This window comes from Luteolibacter sp. SL250, from assembly GCF_026625605.1.
GTDB lineage: Bacteria > Verrucomicrobiota > Verrucomicrobiia > Verrucomicrobiales > Akkermansiaceae > Luteolibacter.
On record NZ_CP113054.1, the window covers coordinates 2,701,987 to 2,715,711 of the forward strand.

General features: G+C 59.5%; 16 protein-coding genes and 2 tRNA genes. 5 read left to right on the forward strand and 13 right to left on the reverse strand.

Annotated elements, in window-relative coordinates; genetic code table 11:
* Positions 1-30: 30 nt before the first annotated feature.
* From OVA24_RS11880 to OVA24_RS11895, 4 genes are all read left to right on the forward strand, one after another.
* The gene (locus OVA24_RS11880; RefSeq protein ID WP_267670020.1) at positions 31-1,548 is read left to right on the forward strand and encodes a TIGR03790 family protein; all 1,518 of its coding nucleotides are present in this window, start codon (positions 31-33) and stop codon (positions 1,546-1,548) included.
* Positions 1,549-1,585: 37 nt separating this feature from the next.
* Entirely contained in the window at positions 1,586-2,959 is a 1,374-nt protein-coding gene (locus OVA24_RS11885) for a DUF2851 family protein (protein ID WP_267670021.1), read from the forward strand.
* On the forward strand, positions 2,956-3,168 hold the full coding sequence (thiS, locus tag OVA24_RS11890) for a sulfur carrier protein ThiS (RefSeq protein WP_267670022.1): 213 nt from the start codon (positions 2,956-2,958) through the stop codon (positions 3,166-3,168). The genes OVA24_RS11885 and thiS overlap by 4 nt, the downstream gene beginning before the upstream one ends.
* Before the next feature lie 119 nt (positions 3,169-3,287).
* A tRNA-Asn gene (locus OVA24_RS11895) sits at positions 3,288-3,362 on the forward strand.
* A 191-nt stretch (positions 3,363-3,553) separates the two neighbouring features.
* On the opposite strand, the gene OVA24_RS11900 is transcribed toward OVA24_RS11895, so the two are convergent.
* The 3 genes from OVA24_RS11900 to OVA24_RS11910 all read right to left on the reverse strand — a co-directional run bounded on the left by OVA24_RS11900 (position 3,554) and on the right by OVA24_RS11910 (position 5,736).
* The gene (locus tag OVA24_RS11900; protein WP_345783441.1) at positions 3,554-4,360 is read right to left on the reverse strand and encodes an EcoRI family type II restriction endonuclease; all 807 of its coding nucleotides are present in this window, start codon (positions 4,358-4,360) and stop codon (positions 3,554-3,556) included.
* Entirely contained in the window at positions 4,357-5,334 is a 978-nt protein-coding gene (locus OVA24_RS11905) for an adenine-specific methyltransferase EcoRI family protein (RefSeq protein WP_267675284.1), read from the reverse strand. The genes OVA24_RS11900 and OVA24_RS11905 overlap by 4 nt, the downstream gene beginning before the upstream one ends.
* Before the next feature lie 207 nt (positions 5,335-5,541).
* On the reverse strand, positions 5,542-5,736 hold the full coding sequence (locus OVA24_RS11910; RefSeq protein WP_267670024.1) for a hypothetical protein: 195 nt from the start codon (positions 5,734-5,736) through the stop codon (positions 5,542-5,544).
* A 6-nt stretch (positions 5,737-5,742) separates the two neighbouring features.
* Between OVA24_RS11910 and OVA24_RS11915 the strand changes: the two genes are divergently transcribed.
* Positions 5,743-5,812, forward strand: a tRNA-Ser gene (locus tag OVA24_RS11915).
* 601 nt (positions 5,813-6,413) lie between these two features.
* Here the strand turns inward: OVA24_RS11915 and OVA24_RS11920 are convergent.
* The 10 genes from OVA24_RS11920 to OVA24_RS11965 all read right to left on the reverse strand — a co-directional run bounded on the left by OVA24_RS11920 (position 6,414) and on the right by OVA24_RS11965 (position 13,721).
* Positions 6,414-6,584 (reverse strand): hypothetical protein, encoded by a 171-nt coding sequence (locus tag OVA24_RS11920; protein WP_267670025.1) that lies wholly within the window; start codon positions 6,582-6,584, stop codon positions 6,414-6,416.
* Positions 6,585-6,763: 179 nt separating this feature from the next.
* A complete protein-coding gene (locus OVA24_RS11925; protein ID WP_267670026.1) occupies positions 6,764-7,462 on the reverse strand; it encodes a phosphatase PAP2 family protein in 699 nt (232 codons plus the stop codon).
* A 266-nt stretch (positions 7,463-7,728) separates the two neighbouring features.
* On the reverse strand, positions 7,729-8,568 hold the full coding sequence (ispE, locus tag OVA24_RS11930; protein WP_267670027.1) for a 4-(cytidine 5'-diphospho)-2-C-methyl-D-erythritol kinase: 840 nt from the start codon (positions 8,566-8,568) through the stop codon (positions 7,729-7,731).
* Positions 8,565-9,191, reverse strand: coding sequence for a laccase domain-containing protein (locus OVA24_RS11935; protein ID WP_267670029.1), 627 nt, complete (start codon positions 9,189-9,191; stop codon positions 8,565-8,567). Before OVA24_RS11935 ends, ispE begins: the two co-directional genes overlap by 4 nt.
* A 108-nt stretch (positions 9,192-9,299) precedes the next feature.
* Positions 9,300-9,761, reverse strand: a complete 462-nt coding sequence (locus tag OVA24_RS11940; protein ID WP_267670030.1) for a MarR family transcriptional regulator — start codon at positions 9,759-9,761, stop codon at positions 9,300-9,302.
* Positions 9,762-9,980: 219 nt separating this feature from the next.
* On the reverse strand, positions 9,981-10,439 hold the full coding sequence (locus OVA24_RS11945) for a hypothetical protein (RefSeq protein WP_267670031.1): 459 nt from the start codon (positions 10,437-10,439) through the stop codon (positions 9,981-9,983).
* 17 nt (positions 10,440-10,456) lie between these two features.
* Positions 10,457-11,092: a pyridoxamine 5'-phosphate oxidase gene (gene pdxH, locus OVA24_RS11950; protein WP_267670032.1), complete on the reverse strand. Its 636-nt coding sequence runs from the start codon at positions 11,090-11,092 to the stop codon at positions 10,457-10,459.
* Positions 11,093-11,384: 292 nt separating this feature from the next.
* Positions 11,385-12,161, reverse strand: a complete 777-nt coding sequence (locus OVA24_RS11955; protein WP_267670033.1) for a TatD family hydrolase — start codon at positions 12,159-12,161, stop codon at positions 11,385-11,387.
* A 27-nt stretch (positions 12,162-12,188) separates the two neighbouring features.
* Positions 12,189-12,650 carry a RidA family protein gene (locus OVA24_RS11960; protein WP_267670034.1) on the reverse strand — a complete coding sequence of 154 codons (462 nt, stop codon included), beginning with the start codon at positions 12,648-12,650 and terminating at the stop codon, positions 12,189-12,191.
* A 6-nt stretch (positions 12,651-12,656) separates the two neighbouring features.
* Positions 12,657-13,721, reverse strand: coding sequence for a M23 family metallopeptidase (locus tag OVA24_RS11965; protein WP_267670035.1), 1,065 nt, complete (start codon positions 13,719-13,721; stop codon positions 12,657-12,659).
* Positions 13,722-13,725 lie beyond the last annotated feature (4 nt).

Below are 13,725 nucleotides of genomic sequence, written 5' to 3' on the forward strand. Positions count from 1 at the left end.
AGAAGGATCGCCCGGATTTGTCTTTGTTTGGTGGCCGTGCTGCCGGTTTCCGCGAAGGAGCTGGACCCGCATGCCGTGGCCGTTCTGTACAACACCGCGGTCCCGGAGTCGAAGCAGCTTGCGGAGACATTCCGCCAGGCGCGCGACATCCCGGAGGGGAATCTCATCGGGTTGGAGATGCCGGTCGCCCAGGACATCAGCCGGGAAGACTACATCACGAAAATCCAGAACCCTCTCCGCGGGGAGTTCGACAAACGCTCATGGTGGAGCCGCGGCAAGGATGCCAGCGGGGTGCTGCTCCCCACCTCCAACGACATGCGCGTGCTGGTCATCATGAAGGGCGTCCCCCTGAAGATCCAGCCAGCGCCGCTCCCGGAAGGCTTCAAGGTGCCGGAGAAGGATCCCATCGCGGGCCGGAACGAAGCGTCCGTGGATTCCGAACTGGCCATGTTCGGCGCGGAAGGTCTCCCGGCGCAGGGTGTGCTGAAGAATGCCTTCTTTGGCAGTGAGAAGCCCATCTCGGACAGCGCCTTTCCATTCCTGATCCTTACTTCACGGATTGATGGCGCCAGCTTCGCCACCTGCGCACGCATGATCCAGGATGCCCTGGAAGTGGAGAAAACCGGGCTGTGGGGCAGGGCCTACGTCGATATCGCGAACAAATTCCCCCAAGGGGATGATTGGCTGAACGCGATCGTCATCGAGAACCGGAACGTGGGTATCCCCACGGTGGTGGACCGGTTCAACGACACGCTGCCGATGAACTACCCCATGACGGACGCCTCCCTTTACTACGGGTGGTATGATTGGAATCTCAGCGGACCTTTCGTGAACCCGGCATTCAGATTCCGCAAAGGCGCGGTGGCCATGCACCTCCACTCCTTCAGCGCGGACCAGTTGCAGGATCCCACGAAAAACTGGAGCGCGGGTCTTCTGGAGAAGGGCGCTGCGGCGACCATCGGCAACGTCTATGAGCCCTACCTGGGGCTGACCCATTATTTCGAGATCCTCCACAAGCGGCTGCTGGCCGGGCACACCTGGGTGGAAGCCTGCTGGATGTCCATCCCGGTGGCTTCATGGCAGGGGATCATCCTCGGGGACCCGTTCTACCGTCCCTTTCTTCATCTGGACAACACGGGCGGGATGGCCGCGGGTGACAATGATTTCCGCGCCCTCCGGGCCGCCGCCATGAAATGGCCTTCCGACAGCGCCACCCGGCAAAAGCAGTTGATGGGCGCGGCGGTGAGGATGAAGAGCGGCATCGTTTCCGAGGCGGTCGCACTGGAAGCCGTGGAGGCCGGACGCATGGCGGAAGGTACCCTCTGGTTCCGCAATGCGGAGGAAAACTACCAATCTCCGCAGGACAAGCTGCGGCAACGGCTCAACCTGGCCGCCATCGAGCGGAAGGAGGGGCGGAAAGATCTCGCCATCCGGGATCTCAAGGCGATCGGGGAGGTCTACGGTTCGCTGCCCGAGGCCACCGCCGCGAAAGGTTGGCTGGACATCCTGGATCCTCCCGCGCCGCCGCCGGCCACACCGAAGCAATGATGCACGAGATCAAATGGGTAAATCCGGCATCGCATCCATGACCTACACCTTCCTGCTCGAGTCCGTCTGGCATCCTCCGCTCGCATTTGCCGAGACGGCGAGCCGGACCCTGCCTCCGGAGCTGGAGTTGCAGGCACTTTGGTTTTCCGGAGCGTTCGGCAGGGATTTCCGCACCGTGGATGGACAGTCGGTCAAGCTCGTCCAGTTCGGAGAATGGAACCGTGGACCCGGGCCGGATTTCCGCCAGGTCGCCATCGAGTTGGACGGGGAAATGAAAACGGGGGATCTCGAGCTGGATACCTCCGCCGCCGATTGGGAATGGCACCGCCATGGCTCGAACGAATCGTTCAGGGATGTCATCCTCCACGTCAGCTTCCAGCCGGAAGCGCGGCGCACCTACGTCCGCACCTGCGACCACCGCGGCATTCCACAGGTTCTCATCTCGTCCGCGCAGCTCGCGGACGCGCTCAACCGTCCGCAGCAGGAAGTAGCCATCGCCCGGCCGGGCCGCTGTGTCGCCCCGTTGCGGCATCTGCCGGTGGGTGCGGTCGAGCGGTTGTTGCGTGAAGCGGCGGAACATCGGGCGGAGTTGAAGGCCGCCCGCTACCGCCGTGTGGCGGATGTCCATGGCACGGATGCCGCCCTGTTCCAGGCAACGGCGGAGACGCTCGGCTACCGGGGGAACTCGCTCGCCATGCGCATGCTCACCCAGCGGGTGCCTCTCACCGCCTTGGGTGCGGATGCGAACCGCACGGATGCCATCCTCTTCGGCGCGGCCGGATTCCTTTCTCCTGAACTTCACGAAAAGGCACCCGATGACACCCGGGAATATCTCCGCGACCTGTGGGAGAACTGGTGGCGGGAACGTACCTCCTATGAAGCGACCGCAGCCCGTGCCATCCCGTGGCGTTGTGGCGGCCAACGCCCGGCGAACCATCCGCACCGCCGCATCGGCACGCTCGCCACGCTGGTCAGGAAATGGCCCACCTACCGGAAGCTCGCCCTCGCCCGGCCCTTCCAGCCGCGTCCGGTCATCGAGTTCCTTGAGGAACTGGAGCATCCATTCTGGTCCCGCAGGCATACACTCACCTCCGGCGCATCCACCTCGAAGATCGCCCTGTTCGGACGCACGCAGGCGCTGGAACTGCTTGCCAACCACCTCATTCCACTGGCCCTTCACGATGATGCCATCCCGTTCCGCGAGTATCACAAGCTCCGCAGCTCCGCGCCGAACGAAAAGGTGAAGCGCTGCGCCCTCCGTCTTTTCGGTTCCATGGAAGCGGCGGAGCCGTGGCTGAAGCGGGTGGCCCATCACCAGGCGCTCCTCCAGATCTACCAGGACTTCTGCCTGGAGGATTTCTCGGACTGTGCGAACTGTCCGTTCCCCGAGCAACTTTCCCAATGGAGATGACCCCAGCGACAACCATCACACTCAACGGAAACTCCCATCCGCTTGACCGTCCCATGACCCTCAGCGAGCTGCTGGAGAACCTCGGCCTCGGCGGCAAGCCCGTGGTCATCGAGGTGGATGAGGAAGCTGTTTTCCCCAGAAACTACGGCAACACCAGCGTGAAGGATGGATCCCGTGTGGAGATCGTGACCCTCGCTGCAGGTGGTTGAACAGCAGGCGGATTCGCCGTGTGAAATATTTGATGCATTTGAACCATTTTTCCCTTGCGTGATACCACCATCGCGTCGCATCGTCCGCCCGCGCCGCGGAAGCGGATGCGAATGGAAAATCCGGTGTAGCTCAGCGGCAGAGCGGGTGACTGTTAATCACTAGGTCGTTGGTTCGATCCCAACCGCCGGAGCCATCACAAAGGACTGAACCCCAAGGGGTTCAGTCCTTTGTTGTTTTTGGTGAAAGTCACCGGGGGGCTGTAAAAGCGGGCTGTTTCGAAATTCCCTCAATCAGGAGGTCTTGCCTGTTGAGATTTGTTCAGAAAACGGTGGTATTCATAGACTCTCCAGCCGGTCGAGGCGGCGCTTCACAATCTGACTGGCACTATCCCAATTGGTTCAGTGTCCCTAACGAGGTATTTGCAATCTCGAGCATAACAGCCTCCATTTCCTCCATACTCCATGGATCGCACCTTGCATAAATTGAGGCGGCTTGGAGCATGATCGAAGCGTTTTTGTGGGCTATAAATATGTTCCTGCAATAATTTCTATTTATTTTCATGCAGAAATTGGCCGCCGATACCCGGTCGATTCGGTTCAAAGAACCCACATCATGTCTGATTTCGAGAAGTGTGCCATCTGGCTTGTAAACCTGAATCGTCTCAGTTGCGAAATTTGAACCCTGCAAGAACACCACGTAAGGGAAGTGGTATTCATCCAGCATGAAATTCCTTACCTCGTTGATGTTCTTGTAGACCCGCTCGATTGCATTGCCGGCCACCATCAGCACCTGATTCTTGTTCTTTCCAACAAGCACTCCGGCTCTGATGTTTTCGATGTCCTTGCCTTGGAATTTTGCCTCGGTGACCAGAATGACCCGCCACTTGCCATCCCGGTCCAAAACTTCAATAACACCGCCGTCGGGCCTGATCTTCGAATCCTTGACGACCAGCGTCTCTCCCAAACGTGGATCAATGGAGTTCAGCTTCTCGTTTATCTCCTGCTTCTTGATTGCCTGGCGCAATCTGAACTTATATCGGGGGTAGGCATCCCCGAGCATTTTGTGAACATTTTTGCTCGCCTGACCTACAACCTTCTCGTGTTCCTGGGCGTCTTCGCCAAAAATCCCAACTGCGCCACCTGATGTAACATGCTGGTCCGTCAGTCTGCCGGTTTGTCTCTTGCTCATTATGATTGTTGTGGGATTGCAGGTCTCCTGTTTCTGATGATGATTCTGAAATAAGGGCATTTCCCGTTGATCGACAGATCATTGTCGTCGTTTCCCTTTCTGAACCTTACTATTTCGAACTGATCCGGGTTGAACTTGTGCAAGAAGGTGATCGGGACGCCCATATGGCCGCAATAGTCCTTGGGGATGTCTTGCGTTCTGTCGACATTTATGGCGTCGAAATTATCATATTTCGGATAATGGGATTCATTGCCCGCATACGTTTTTGTGAGGATGATATCCTCGTGGCGCTTGAAGGTATCCAGGTTTGTGAGCCAAAGGCAATTGTTGGGGGAGATGATCCTGTTGCCTGATGCGTCAATTTCAACCTCGGTTCCGTAAAGCTCGTAATGCTCCGGGACGATGAATCCGGAGATGCCCCGCCCCAGGTTGATTCCCAACCATGCCTTGTTCTGCTGAATCAGGCTGAAAATCTCCTTGTAGGTGATTGCGTTTATGTTTCCGATCGCCAGGAATTTCTTATCGTGCCTGATCAATTGTGCGATGTACTCGCGAAATAGGGAAAATGGGGGATTGGTGACAACGATATCGGACTTGGTCAGGAATTTGGTGCTTTCGGGGCCTCGGAAATCTCCGTCGCCCTCCAAGGTCTTGATGTTTTCCTTTACGAAATCAGGACTGGCGTCTCCGGAATCGCATTCAATATAGATGGCGGGTTCATTTTCTTTCTCTGAAAACAGATCAACTTGCTGTTCTTTGTAGCAGGAAGAGATCAGCTTTTTCAGGCCGAGCCGCGCGAAATTATCTGAAAAATATCTGAAGAAGTTGCTGATCCGGGGATCGTCACAGTTGCAGTAGACGACCTTGCCCTGAAAATGATGTTTGTAATGTTGTAACTCCCGCTCAATGTCCACGAGCTGGGTATAAAACTCGTCTTTCTTGTTGGCTTTCGCTTCCGTCAGCAGTGAGCGGGGCATATTCCTCTTGGTTTTCCGCGTAACCTGAGGAGGTTTCAGCGGTGGAATATCTTCGGCTTCTGGATCCAGCATGAAGTCAGTATCTTACTGATTTCAGGGAGCTTGGTCAAGCCGATCAAGGCTATGATAGCCGCTATGTGGTTGGCAGAGAGGAGGTTGGGCAGGAGGATTTTCGTTGCGCAGGGGTGGGCAAACACCGGAGGCGATTCAAACGTGCCCGAGCGTGTCACCGTCCGTCCATGTTCCATCGATCAGGATCTTCTGGGCGGTGGCAGGGACTCCCAGTTCGCCGCGATGGAGCATGCCGATCAGGGAATGGACCGCCGCGCCGATCTGTTCGAAGTTCTGGTTGATGCCGGCGAATCCTTTCTCGCAATCCCTGAGTTCCAGAGGGCCACGCACACATCCTCCGGCTCAGCGGCAGAGCGGGTAACTGCTAATCACTAGGTCGTTGGTTTGATCCCAATCGCCGGAGCCATATTAAAAGCCAGACCCTCAGGAGGTTCGGGCTTTGAGGTTTTTCGGACGAATCGATGGGGCTGTGAAAGGGATCGTGTGTTGAAGTGGATAGTTCATCAGTCAAAGGCCTTTGGGCAAGTTGCTCGGTGGTGTTCTTGTGAATAGTGTCAGGTTGGCGCGGCTTTCCGCCTGTGGTTCAATAGCCCCATCGCGACGAGCCTCCTCCGGGCCTCCGGATTTCCCGCCATGCGGGGCCGGACGGTTGGGGGGAAGGGTCCGGAGCGAGCTGGCCCGGCTCCTTTCATGGACCGGGGAATCCGGCCGAGTTCCATCCCCCCAACCTCGACAACATCCAGGGGGCAACCGAGTGGCAGGGGCTATGTCCGCACGCCACCCTAAACAAGGTGCGGAGGGTCACCCTCTTCCACAACCTCATGCCAGGCAGGCCACTGCCTCATGGGGGGAGGGGGGGTATTGCCAAAGGAGTCGCATTCATTCGCCGGACATCTCCCAAAAGTGAAGGAAATGTCCCCGATTTAAAAAAGACGCCCGATTCAAAAACGAGAGCGCCCGGGTGTGAGGGCGGAGCGGGAATGGACAGGACGCTGTCCGCCTCCATCTTACCGGGTGACCTTGTCCCGCATGCCGATACCGAAGTCCGCAGCGGTGTGCGTCGTCGCCATGGTGCTGGCGTCCATCGTCGATTCCACATCCGGGCATATTGTTGTGGAGGTCGGAAGCTTCATCGGATTGTGGACCGGATACACGGGCCTCTGGAGCCTCTTGGGCATGGCCGCCATGGATCTGTGGAAAAGCTGGAGGCTTCCCGATGCGCGGCGAAAGGCTGCCCGGTTCATCATGATCCTCTGCGGACTGCTGCTGGTGGTTCACGTGGGTCTTGTCGCCTTGGTCATGAAAGCAATCTGACCCTTCCGTCTCGGGATGGCTGTAGAATACGCGAAGAACCGCACTATCTCTGCTCCAGTCGGATTGCGATGAGCCAGAAAGCAAGCGCCCATGCAGCTCCCAGCGTCCACCCTGCCAGTACATCTGTCGGCCAATGGACACCCAGATACACTCGGCTGACGCCCACCAGCAGCGTGATCATCACCGAGAGCGCCACGATATAGAGCCGCAGCGGACGGAGCGGCTGGATCCGTGCCAACAGCAGGCCGAGCGTGAGATACACCACCGCGGCCATCATGGCATGACCACTTGGGAAGCTGGCGTTCGTGACCACCACCCCGTGCGGCACCAAGTCAGGCCGTGGACGATCGAATCCGCGTTTCACGAACGTGGTCAGGATCATTCCTCCCATCACCGCCACCGTGATGATCCCTGCCAGCCGTCGCTTCCGCATCACGAGAGCCACCCCGGCCGCAGATACGGTCAGGCCGGTGAGGATGGTAAAGCCGCCCAGTGCAGTGAGATCCCGCCCCATTTCCTCCAGCTTCACCGATCCGATCGGATCCGAGGGATTGCCCGGCTCCCGCATCGAAAGCAGGATCTGCCGGTCCAGCGAATGCGCATCACCTTCCCCGATCTCGTCCGAGATCTCCGTGAAACCCCAGAGGCTGCCCGCGATGACAAGCAGGACAAAGGGAATGAGCGGCTCCTCTTTCCAGCGGACCAGCAGCCGGTTCAACCTTTCGGAAAGTTTGTTCAGCATCACGGAATTACCATTCCGAGGAAGCATCTCCGGGCAAGAGAATTTGGCCGTCTCGCGCCGGACCGCCCAGCCTCAAGCAAGGTGGCGAGATAGGCGCGTCATCTGGAAGAATCGCACCAGCTCAATGATCCTACGCCTACGCTCGGTTCGTCCTACATGGACATTTCCCAAACCGCATGTTCTAGCACGTTACAACGGCGATGGCTTCGTCATCCCGCCCCTGAGCCGGCGTGATGGCTGCGCCATCCCGCTACCCTGAGCTCCCGTCACGCGCCCGTTATACCGCTCCATGACCACAGGTGCGGATCCAGGGCCTTGCGGGCTTGGTCAGCGACGACGTCTGCCTGCAAAGGATCTTTCAGAATAGCGAACACCGTGGAGCCGGAGCCGCTCATCAGGGCAGCTTCCGTTGCCGGGTGATCGAGAAGCCATTGCTTCAGTTCCGCGAGGAAGCGATGCTTCGCGAAAACCGGTCGCTCGAGATCGTTGATGAGATCCCCGAATGGAAATTTCCGAGCGCTGTAGTCGATCCCTGAAATTTCATCACCACTGGCGAAACGTCCGTAGGCGTCCTGGGTGGACACGCCGAAGGAGGGCTTGAAGAGGAGGACGGGGAGGGGAGAGAACGGCTTCGCGGGCTGGACGATCTCACCCCGACCGGTGCACCAGGAAGGCTCCGGAGTGAGGAAAAACGGAATGTCAGAGCCGAGGCTGGATGCGATGTCCGTGAGCGCAGCAAGGTCCAGTGGGGAACCGTGCAGGGAGTTGAGCGCGAGCAGCGTGGACGCGGCGTCGCTGCTGCCTCCACCCAGTCCGGCGCCATGCGGCACCCGCTTCTCCAGATGGATGTGGACATGGCAGGGCAGGCTGCTGACGGTCTCAAAGGCACGCACGGATTTGACGACGAGGTTTGTCCCGTCGGTCGGCAGTGAGGGATCGTCGCAGGTGAATGAGAATGCCTCCGCCGGGGTGACGGTGAGCTGGTCGGCGAGCCCCGGGAGCGTGACCATCAGGGTTTCCAGCTCATGGTAGCCGTCAGGCCGCTTCCCGCGGATGCGCAGGGAAAGATTGAGTTTGGCGGGGGCTTCGATGGCGTATTGGGTCATGGCTCCTTGCAGATCAGCGCCATCATCCGGCCGGTGATGCCTTTCTCCATTCGGTAGCTGTAGTGCTTCCGAAGGTCGGCACCGGTATTCTCTCCGAGATCATGGAAATCAAGCACCCCGGCGGAACCCGCCTGTCTGCCGATCTCCGCGGCGAAATCCACGTCATACTGCGGAGGCCGGATGCACGGACCCAGAACTACGGTCACGTCTTCCGGGACGGTCCCAAACTTGAGCGCCATGGTCTCCAGCGCCTTTGCGAGGATGTTGCCCTCCGTGCCTTTCTTCCCCGAATGCAGCAGGCCGATGGCTCCCGTCACCCTGTCCGCGAGCCAGATGGGACCGCAGTCCGCCACGTAGATCGCCAGCACCACGCCGGGTTCATTGGTGAGCAGGCCGTCCACGCCGGGGACCACCGGTAGGCCGTCCGGAGCATCCGTTGTGGCGGTGCCGGGAACGACGGCCACTTCGGTTCCATGGACCTGCTCCGCACGCCACCAAGCGGCCCCGGTGCCGGCGAATTCCTCCACGGAGGTCTCATGGATGGGCCGGAGTTGCTCCATCGCGACCACGCGGTCGCCGGTGATTTCCAAACCGGGGATGCGGCCGACCCATGCCGCCTTCATGCCGGGGATGGCATTGATAGGGTCTAAAAATGGGAGCGCCTCCGTCACGCGGGGACCGTAACGGAGGCACTGAAGCTTCGCCAAGCTGTTTTCAGGGGCGGGCGGCGGTCATGCGATCGCGCGGCCATGGATGGCGCGCTTCGTATGCTCGACGGTTTCCGCCTCTTCTTCATCCATCCCTGCCAGGATACCGGCGAGATCGGTCGCAATCTCCTTGCGCATCTTGGAAACCAGTTCGGTTCCCTTGTTGGTGATGCGCACCATGATCTTGCGGCGGTCTTCAGCGGCATGCATGCGCTCAACATAGGACAGTTTCTCCAACCGATCGACCAGGCCGGTGGCGGCTGCGGTCGAGTGGCCCATCTTCTTCGCGATGTCGGACATGGTCAGATAATCTTCGCTGGACAGATAGGTGAGGAGGAAGAACTGCGGAAACGAAATGTTACCTTTGTTGAGTTCTGTTGACAGGTTCAGGATGCAGCTTCGTTGCGTGAACAGGACGAAGTCAGCAAGTCGGTCTGCGTCGGCTTTCACCGACGAGGCCGGAGCGCTCGATGTACTCAGTTTCATTATGGCTGGTTGTAGTGTTCATGTTTGGGGACATGTAAGGGAGCACAGCCATTGCGAATCCGAAGCTACCCGGAAAACCGGATAGTTATCAACCCTAAAGTTAATGGATTTCCAAAATGGCTGCACTGATTTCAATCGGGACGAAATCGTTTTATAAAAAAGCAGCTAATTTGGAAAGAAAAGAAATTGAGGAATGCTAACTATTTTTTAAAATTGACATTATGGAATCGGGACCTCGTTGGTGGCGGGAGCGGGTGGGGGGATCTCGGGTGTCCCGGGACTGGTGGGCGCTGCATCCGGAGCAACGGATTTCGTGAGTTCCCGGGAGTACACGGAGTCACCGCGCTGGACTTCGCCGGATTGGACATCAGCCGCAGCGTACTGGCCCATCACTTCGCCGGTTGCCAGCAGGTTGGCCGTGCGGCCATCCGCGCCGTGGGCGATCAGCACGGTCCCCGCGGCGACTTTCCAGTCTCCGTAGCTCTGGATGAGGATGAAGCGTTTGTCCGAAGGCACGCTGGCGACTCTGCCCACCAACCGGGGGCGCATCACCTCTCCGCTTTTGGTTACTGGAATCGGCTCCTCGTCCGTCGCACAGGAAGGGAGCAGTGCGCAGAAAATCGGTGCGAGGAGAACCGCGAGGCAACGGGCAGGGGTGGAGGAAAACAGGAATGTCATGGGCAAAGGATGTGGGATCAGGGGGAAAGGCGTTCGATGTTCCAACCACCGGATTCCCGCCGGTAGAGGAAACGGTCATGGAGCCGCGCGGGACCGCCTTGCCAGAACTCGATGGTTTCCGGGATGACCCGGTAACCGCCCCAGTGTGGCGGGAGCGGCACAGGGCCATCGGAAAATTTCTCACCGAACTCCGCGAGACGGGCGGTGAGGAAATCCCGGTCCGGGATCACCTTGCTCTGTTCGGAAACCCAGGCGCCGATCTGGGATTCGCGCGGGCGGGCGAGGAAGTATTCCTCGGACTCCTCAGCGGTGGTCTTTTCAACGGTTCCCTGGACGATGATCTGTCGCTCCAGGATGAGCCACGGGAAAAGCAGGCTGGCTTTCGCGTTCGCTGCCAGTTCCCGACCCTTCCGGCTGTGATAGTTCGTGTAGAAAGTGAATCCGCGCGCGTCGAAGCGCTTCAGCAGCACGGTGCGCTGGGAGGGCATCCCTGTTTCATCCACGGTGGCCAGTGTCATCGCGTTCGGCTCGTGAACTTCCAGCTCCACCGCCTGCGCGAACCAGGCCGAGAACTGGGCGATGGGATCGTCGTGGATCTCGGAGCGGTGCAGGCCGCGACCGGAATATTCTTTGCGGAAATCAGCGAGGTTCACGGCGGGAGCATGAACATCGTGCGCGTGACGTCCAACCTTGAACGCTGGATTATTATTCCCGATGGCCGTGGGCGTCCGCCTCACGACGCGGCAGCGTCATGGAGTGCGGCAGTCCCTGCCGCTATCAGTTGCGGATGGGACTGTATCCCAACTGAAAACGCCATCCACAGGTTGTGACGGGGTGATTTCTCCCACATCGTCAGGCAGGTGATCTCTTCCCCCAAAAGCGGCGGAGGGCCGCCGCACTCCATGACGCTGCCGCGTCAGGGGACTTCCCCTTTGGGAAGGATCGTCAAGGAAAGCAACGCCGGAAGTTATCCCCGGTCCTGAGGGACAGCTCCTCCGGCGGGATGCCCATGCCGCGGGCAAGCCCACCGGCAATGGACGGCAGGTTCGCAGGATGATTGTAGCCATCCGGCAGCGGGTGCGTGATGGCTTCCGGGGGAGGAGCCATGTCCGGAGCATCCGTCTCCAGCAGGATGCGGTCCTCCGGCAACTGGCGGAAGGTTTCCAGCACCTTCGCTTTCCGTGGTAGGAGGAAATAACCGGAGAAAGAAAAATACGCGCCGAGCGGGATAAGCCTGCCCGCGATCTCGATGGAGCCGCCGAACGAGTGCATCAGGAATCGGGTGGGAGGAGGCTGTTCCTTGAACGCCGTGAAAAGGGCGTCCCACGCCTTCAGGCAATGAATCGTCGCAGTCCGGTCGAGATCCCTGGAAATCTCCAACTGGTCCAGGAACACCGGCATCTGTATGCCGATGTCCGGTTGCGCGATCCATCGGTCGAGGCCGATCTCCCCGACGGTTGCCCGGGTATCCGCGAGGAGCAAGCTCCGCAGGCGGTCCTGCCAGCCGGCGGTGGCGGTGTGCGCCTGCCACGGATGGATGCCGTAGGCGGGGAGGACGAAGTCAGAGTGAGTCTCCGCCAACTGCCTGACGGCGGGCCAGTCAGCCTCGCGGGTGGCGTTCACCACACAGCGTTCCACTCCGGCCTTTCGCATGGCGCGGATGAGGTCCGGACCATCAGCGAGCCGGGGATCCTGCAGATGGTTGTGGGAGTCGATCCACATGCGGAACCCGGCAGGCTGAGGTTGGCATCAATCCTCCACCTCGACGATGAGGTTGATCTCGACCGCGACGTTCAGGGGCAGGGCTGCGACGCCGAGGGCGGTGCGGGAATGCTTGCCCTTGTCGCCGAAGATTTCCACCAGCAGCTCGGAGGCGCCGTTGACCACCTGGGGATGGCCGTAAAAGTCAGGCTCGGAACTGACGAAACCGTTGAGGGCGACGATGCGCTTCACCTTGTCCAGAGAACCGATCTCTTCCTGGATGATCGCCAGCCTGTTGAGGACGATGATGCGGGCACCCTCCTGGGCTTCTTCAATGGAGACGTCCGTGGGGACCTTGCCGATCACTTTCCTGTCGCCGTCAATAGGCAGGCCGCCGGAGAGGAAGAGCAGGTTCCCGGTGCGGACGCAGTTCACATAGGCTGCGACAGGAGCTGGAACGGCGGGCAGGGTGAGGCCGAGGGAGGCGAGTTTGTCGAGGATGGTGGACATAGTGGATTATTGGGCCGGGGTCTTCGGAAAATCGTCCGTGAGCAGGGCGACGAGTTTTTTCCCGTTGGGGGAAAGGGAGGCCTGGTTACCCTCCCCGATGACCAGTCCGCGCGTCAGCAGGCGGTGGGGGACGGCGGACGGACGGATGCTGGAGAGGATGGGCGCGACCACCGGCTTCGTGCCGGGGATGAAAGCAATGGGGTGCCCGGTCGCACTGAAGGCGATGTCCCAGGAAACAGCGTTCTTCGCATCCCCCTGCACGATCCAGGGATAGCGTTCGATGAAGTCGAAGGTGCCTGTCTGGGGCGCCGGGACGGAGACCTTGAAATAGACAGGTACGGACCGGACATACTCGCTGAAAGAGAGTTCCGGTTTCGCTTTGTGGGCGAGGTAGAATTCCGCGACGGGCACCCCTGCGAGATTCATGCCATTGAAGAAACCCTGGTAGTTGATGCCGCCTCCGAAATTCTTCTGCCAGTCATCGAAGTGGCGGCTCATCAGGAACGCGATCTCCAGATGGACATGGGAGCGTTCCCGGTTGATGCCATCCCCTGTGAATCCCATCTGGCCGAGAACGGATCCGGCTTTCACGGGATCGCCCGGATTCACGGTGATCTTTGAAAGATGCGCGTAGAGGGAATAGACGGAGGAATTCTCCCAGCGGTGCTCCACCACCACGTATTTGCCGTAGTTGCTGCGTCCCGCCAGTGGGCTGATGTGGACGACGGTTCCGTCGGCGATGCTGCTCACCAGATCGAGCGGATTTCCCGCGGCGTCCCTCTTGATGGGCGCGATGTCGATCCCTTCGTGGAACTTCGTCAGAACCACTTCCTCGTTCACCCGGATGGGCGTGCGGACGAAGCCGAAGGAACCTGCCTCCCACGGTTTCGTGTGCTGGCCTTCGAAATTCCGGTCCACATACATGTAGAACTTCTCCGGTTCACCGGAAAAGAGATGGGTGTTTTCGGTGGGGAGGCGCAGATCGATCGCAGGCGGTGTGTCCGTGGGAACCTGCTGCGCGGACGCGCACAGTGCGAGGGCCAGGAATGGAGAGAGAAAACGGAAAGCCATGGGA

Bases quoted from the DNA above. Each gene is read 5' to 3' on its own strand.
- OVA24_RS11925 (WP_267670026.1), bottom strand. From the start codon at position 7,462: ATGCTGAACAAACTTTCCGAAAGGTTGAACCGGCTGCTGGTCCGCTGG.
- OVA24_RS11960 (WP_267670034.1), bottom strand. From the start codon at position 12,650: ATGTCCACCATCCTCGACAAACTCGCCTCCCTCGGCCTCACCCTGCCC.
- thiS (WP_267670022.1), top strand. From the start codon at position 2,956: ATGACCCCAGCGACAACCATCACACTCAACGGAAACTCCCATCCGCTT.
- OVA24_RS11955 (WP_267670033.1), bottom strand. From the start codon at position 12,161: ATGTGGATCGACTCCCACAACCATCTGCAGGATCCCCGGCTCGCTGAT.
- OVA24_RS11920 (WP_267670025.1), bottom strand. From the start codon at position 6,584: ATGCCCAAGAGGCTCCAGAGGCCCGTGTATCCGGTCCACAATCCGATG.
- OVA24_RS11940 (WP_267670030.1), bottom strand. From the start codon at position 9,761: ATGAAACTGAGTACATCGAGCGCTCCGGCCTCGTCGGTGAAAGCCGAC.
- OVA24_RS11965 (WP_267670035.1), bottom strand. From the start codon at position 13,721: ATGGCTTTCCGTTTTCTCTCTCCATTCCTGGCCCTCGCACTGTGCGCG.
- OVA24_RS11945 (WP_267670031.1), bottom strand. From the start codon at position 10,439: ATGACATTCCTGTTTTCCTCCACCCCTGCCCGTTGCCTCGCGGTTCTC.
- ispE (WP_267670027.1), bottom strand. From the start codon at position 8,568: ATGACCCAATACGCCATCGAAGCCCCCGCCAAACTCAATCTTTCCCTG.
- OVA24_RS11905 (WP_267675284.1), bottom strand. From the start codon at position 5,334: ATGCCCCGCTCACTGCTGACGGAAGCGAAAGCCAACAAGAAAGACGAG.
- OVA24_RS11935 (WP_267670029.1), bottom strand. From the start codon at position 9,191: ATGAAGGCGGCATGGGTCGGCCGCATCCCCGGTTTGGAAATCACCGGC.
- OVA24_RS11885 (WP_267670021.1), top strand. From the start codon at position 1,586: ATGACCTACACCTTCCTGCTCGAGTCCGTCTGGCATCCTCCGCTCGCA.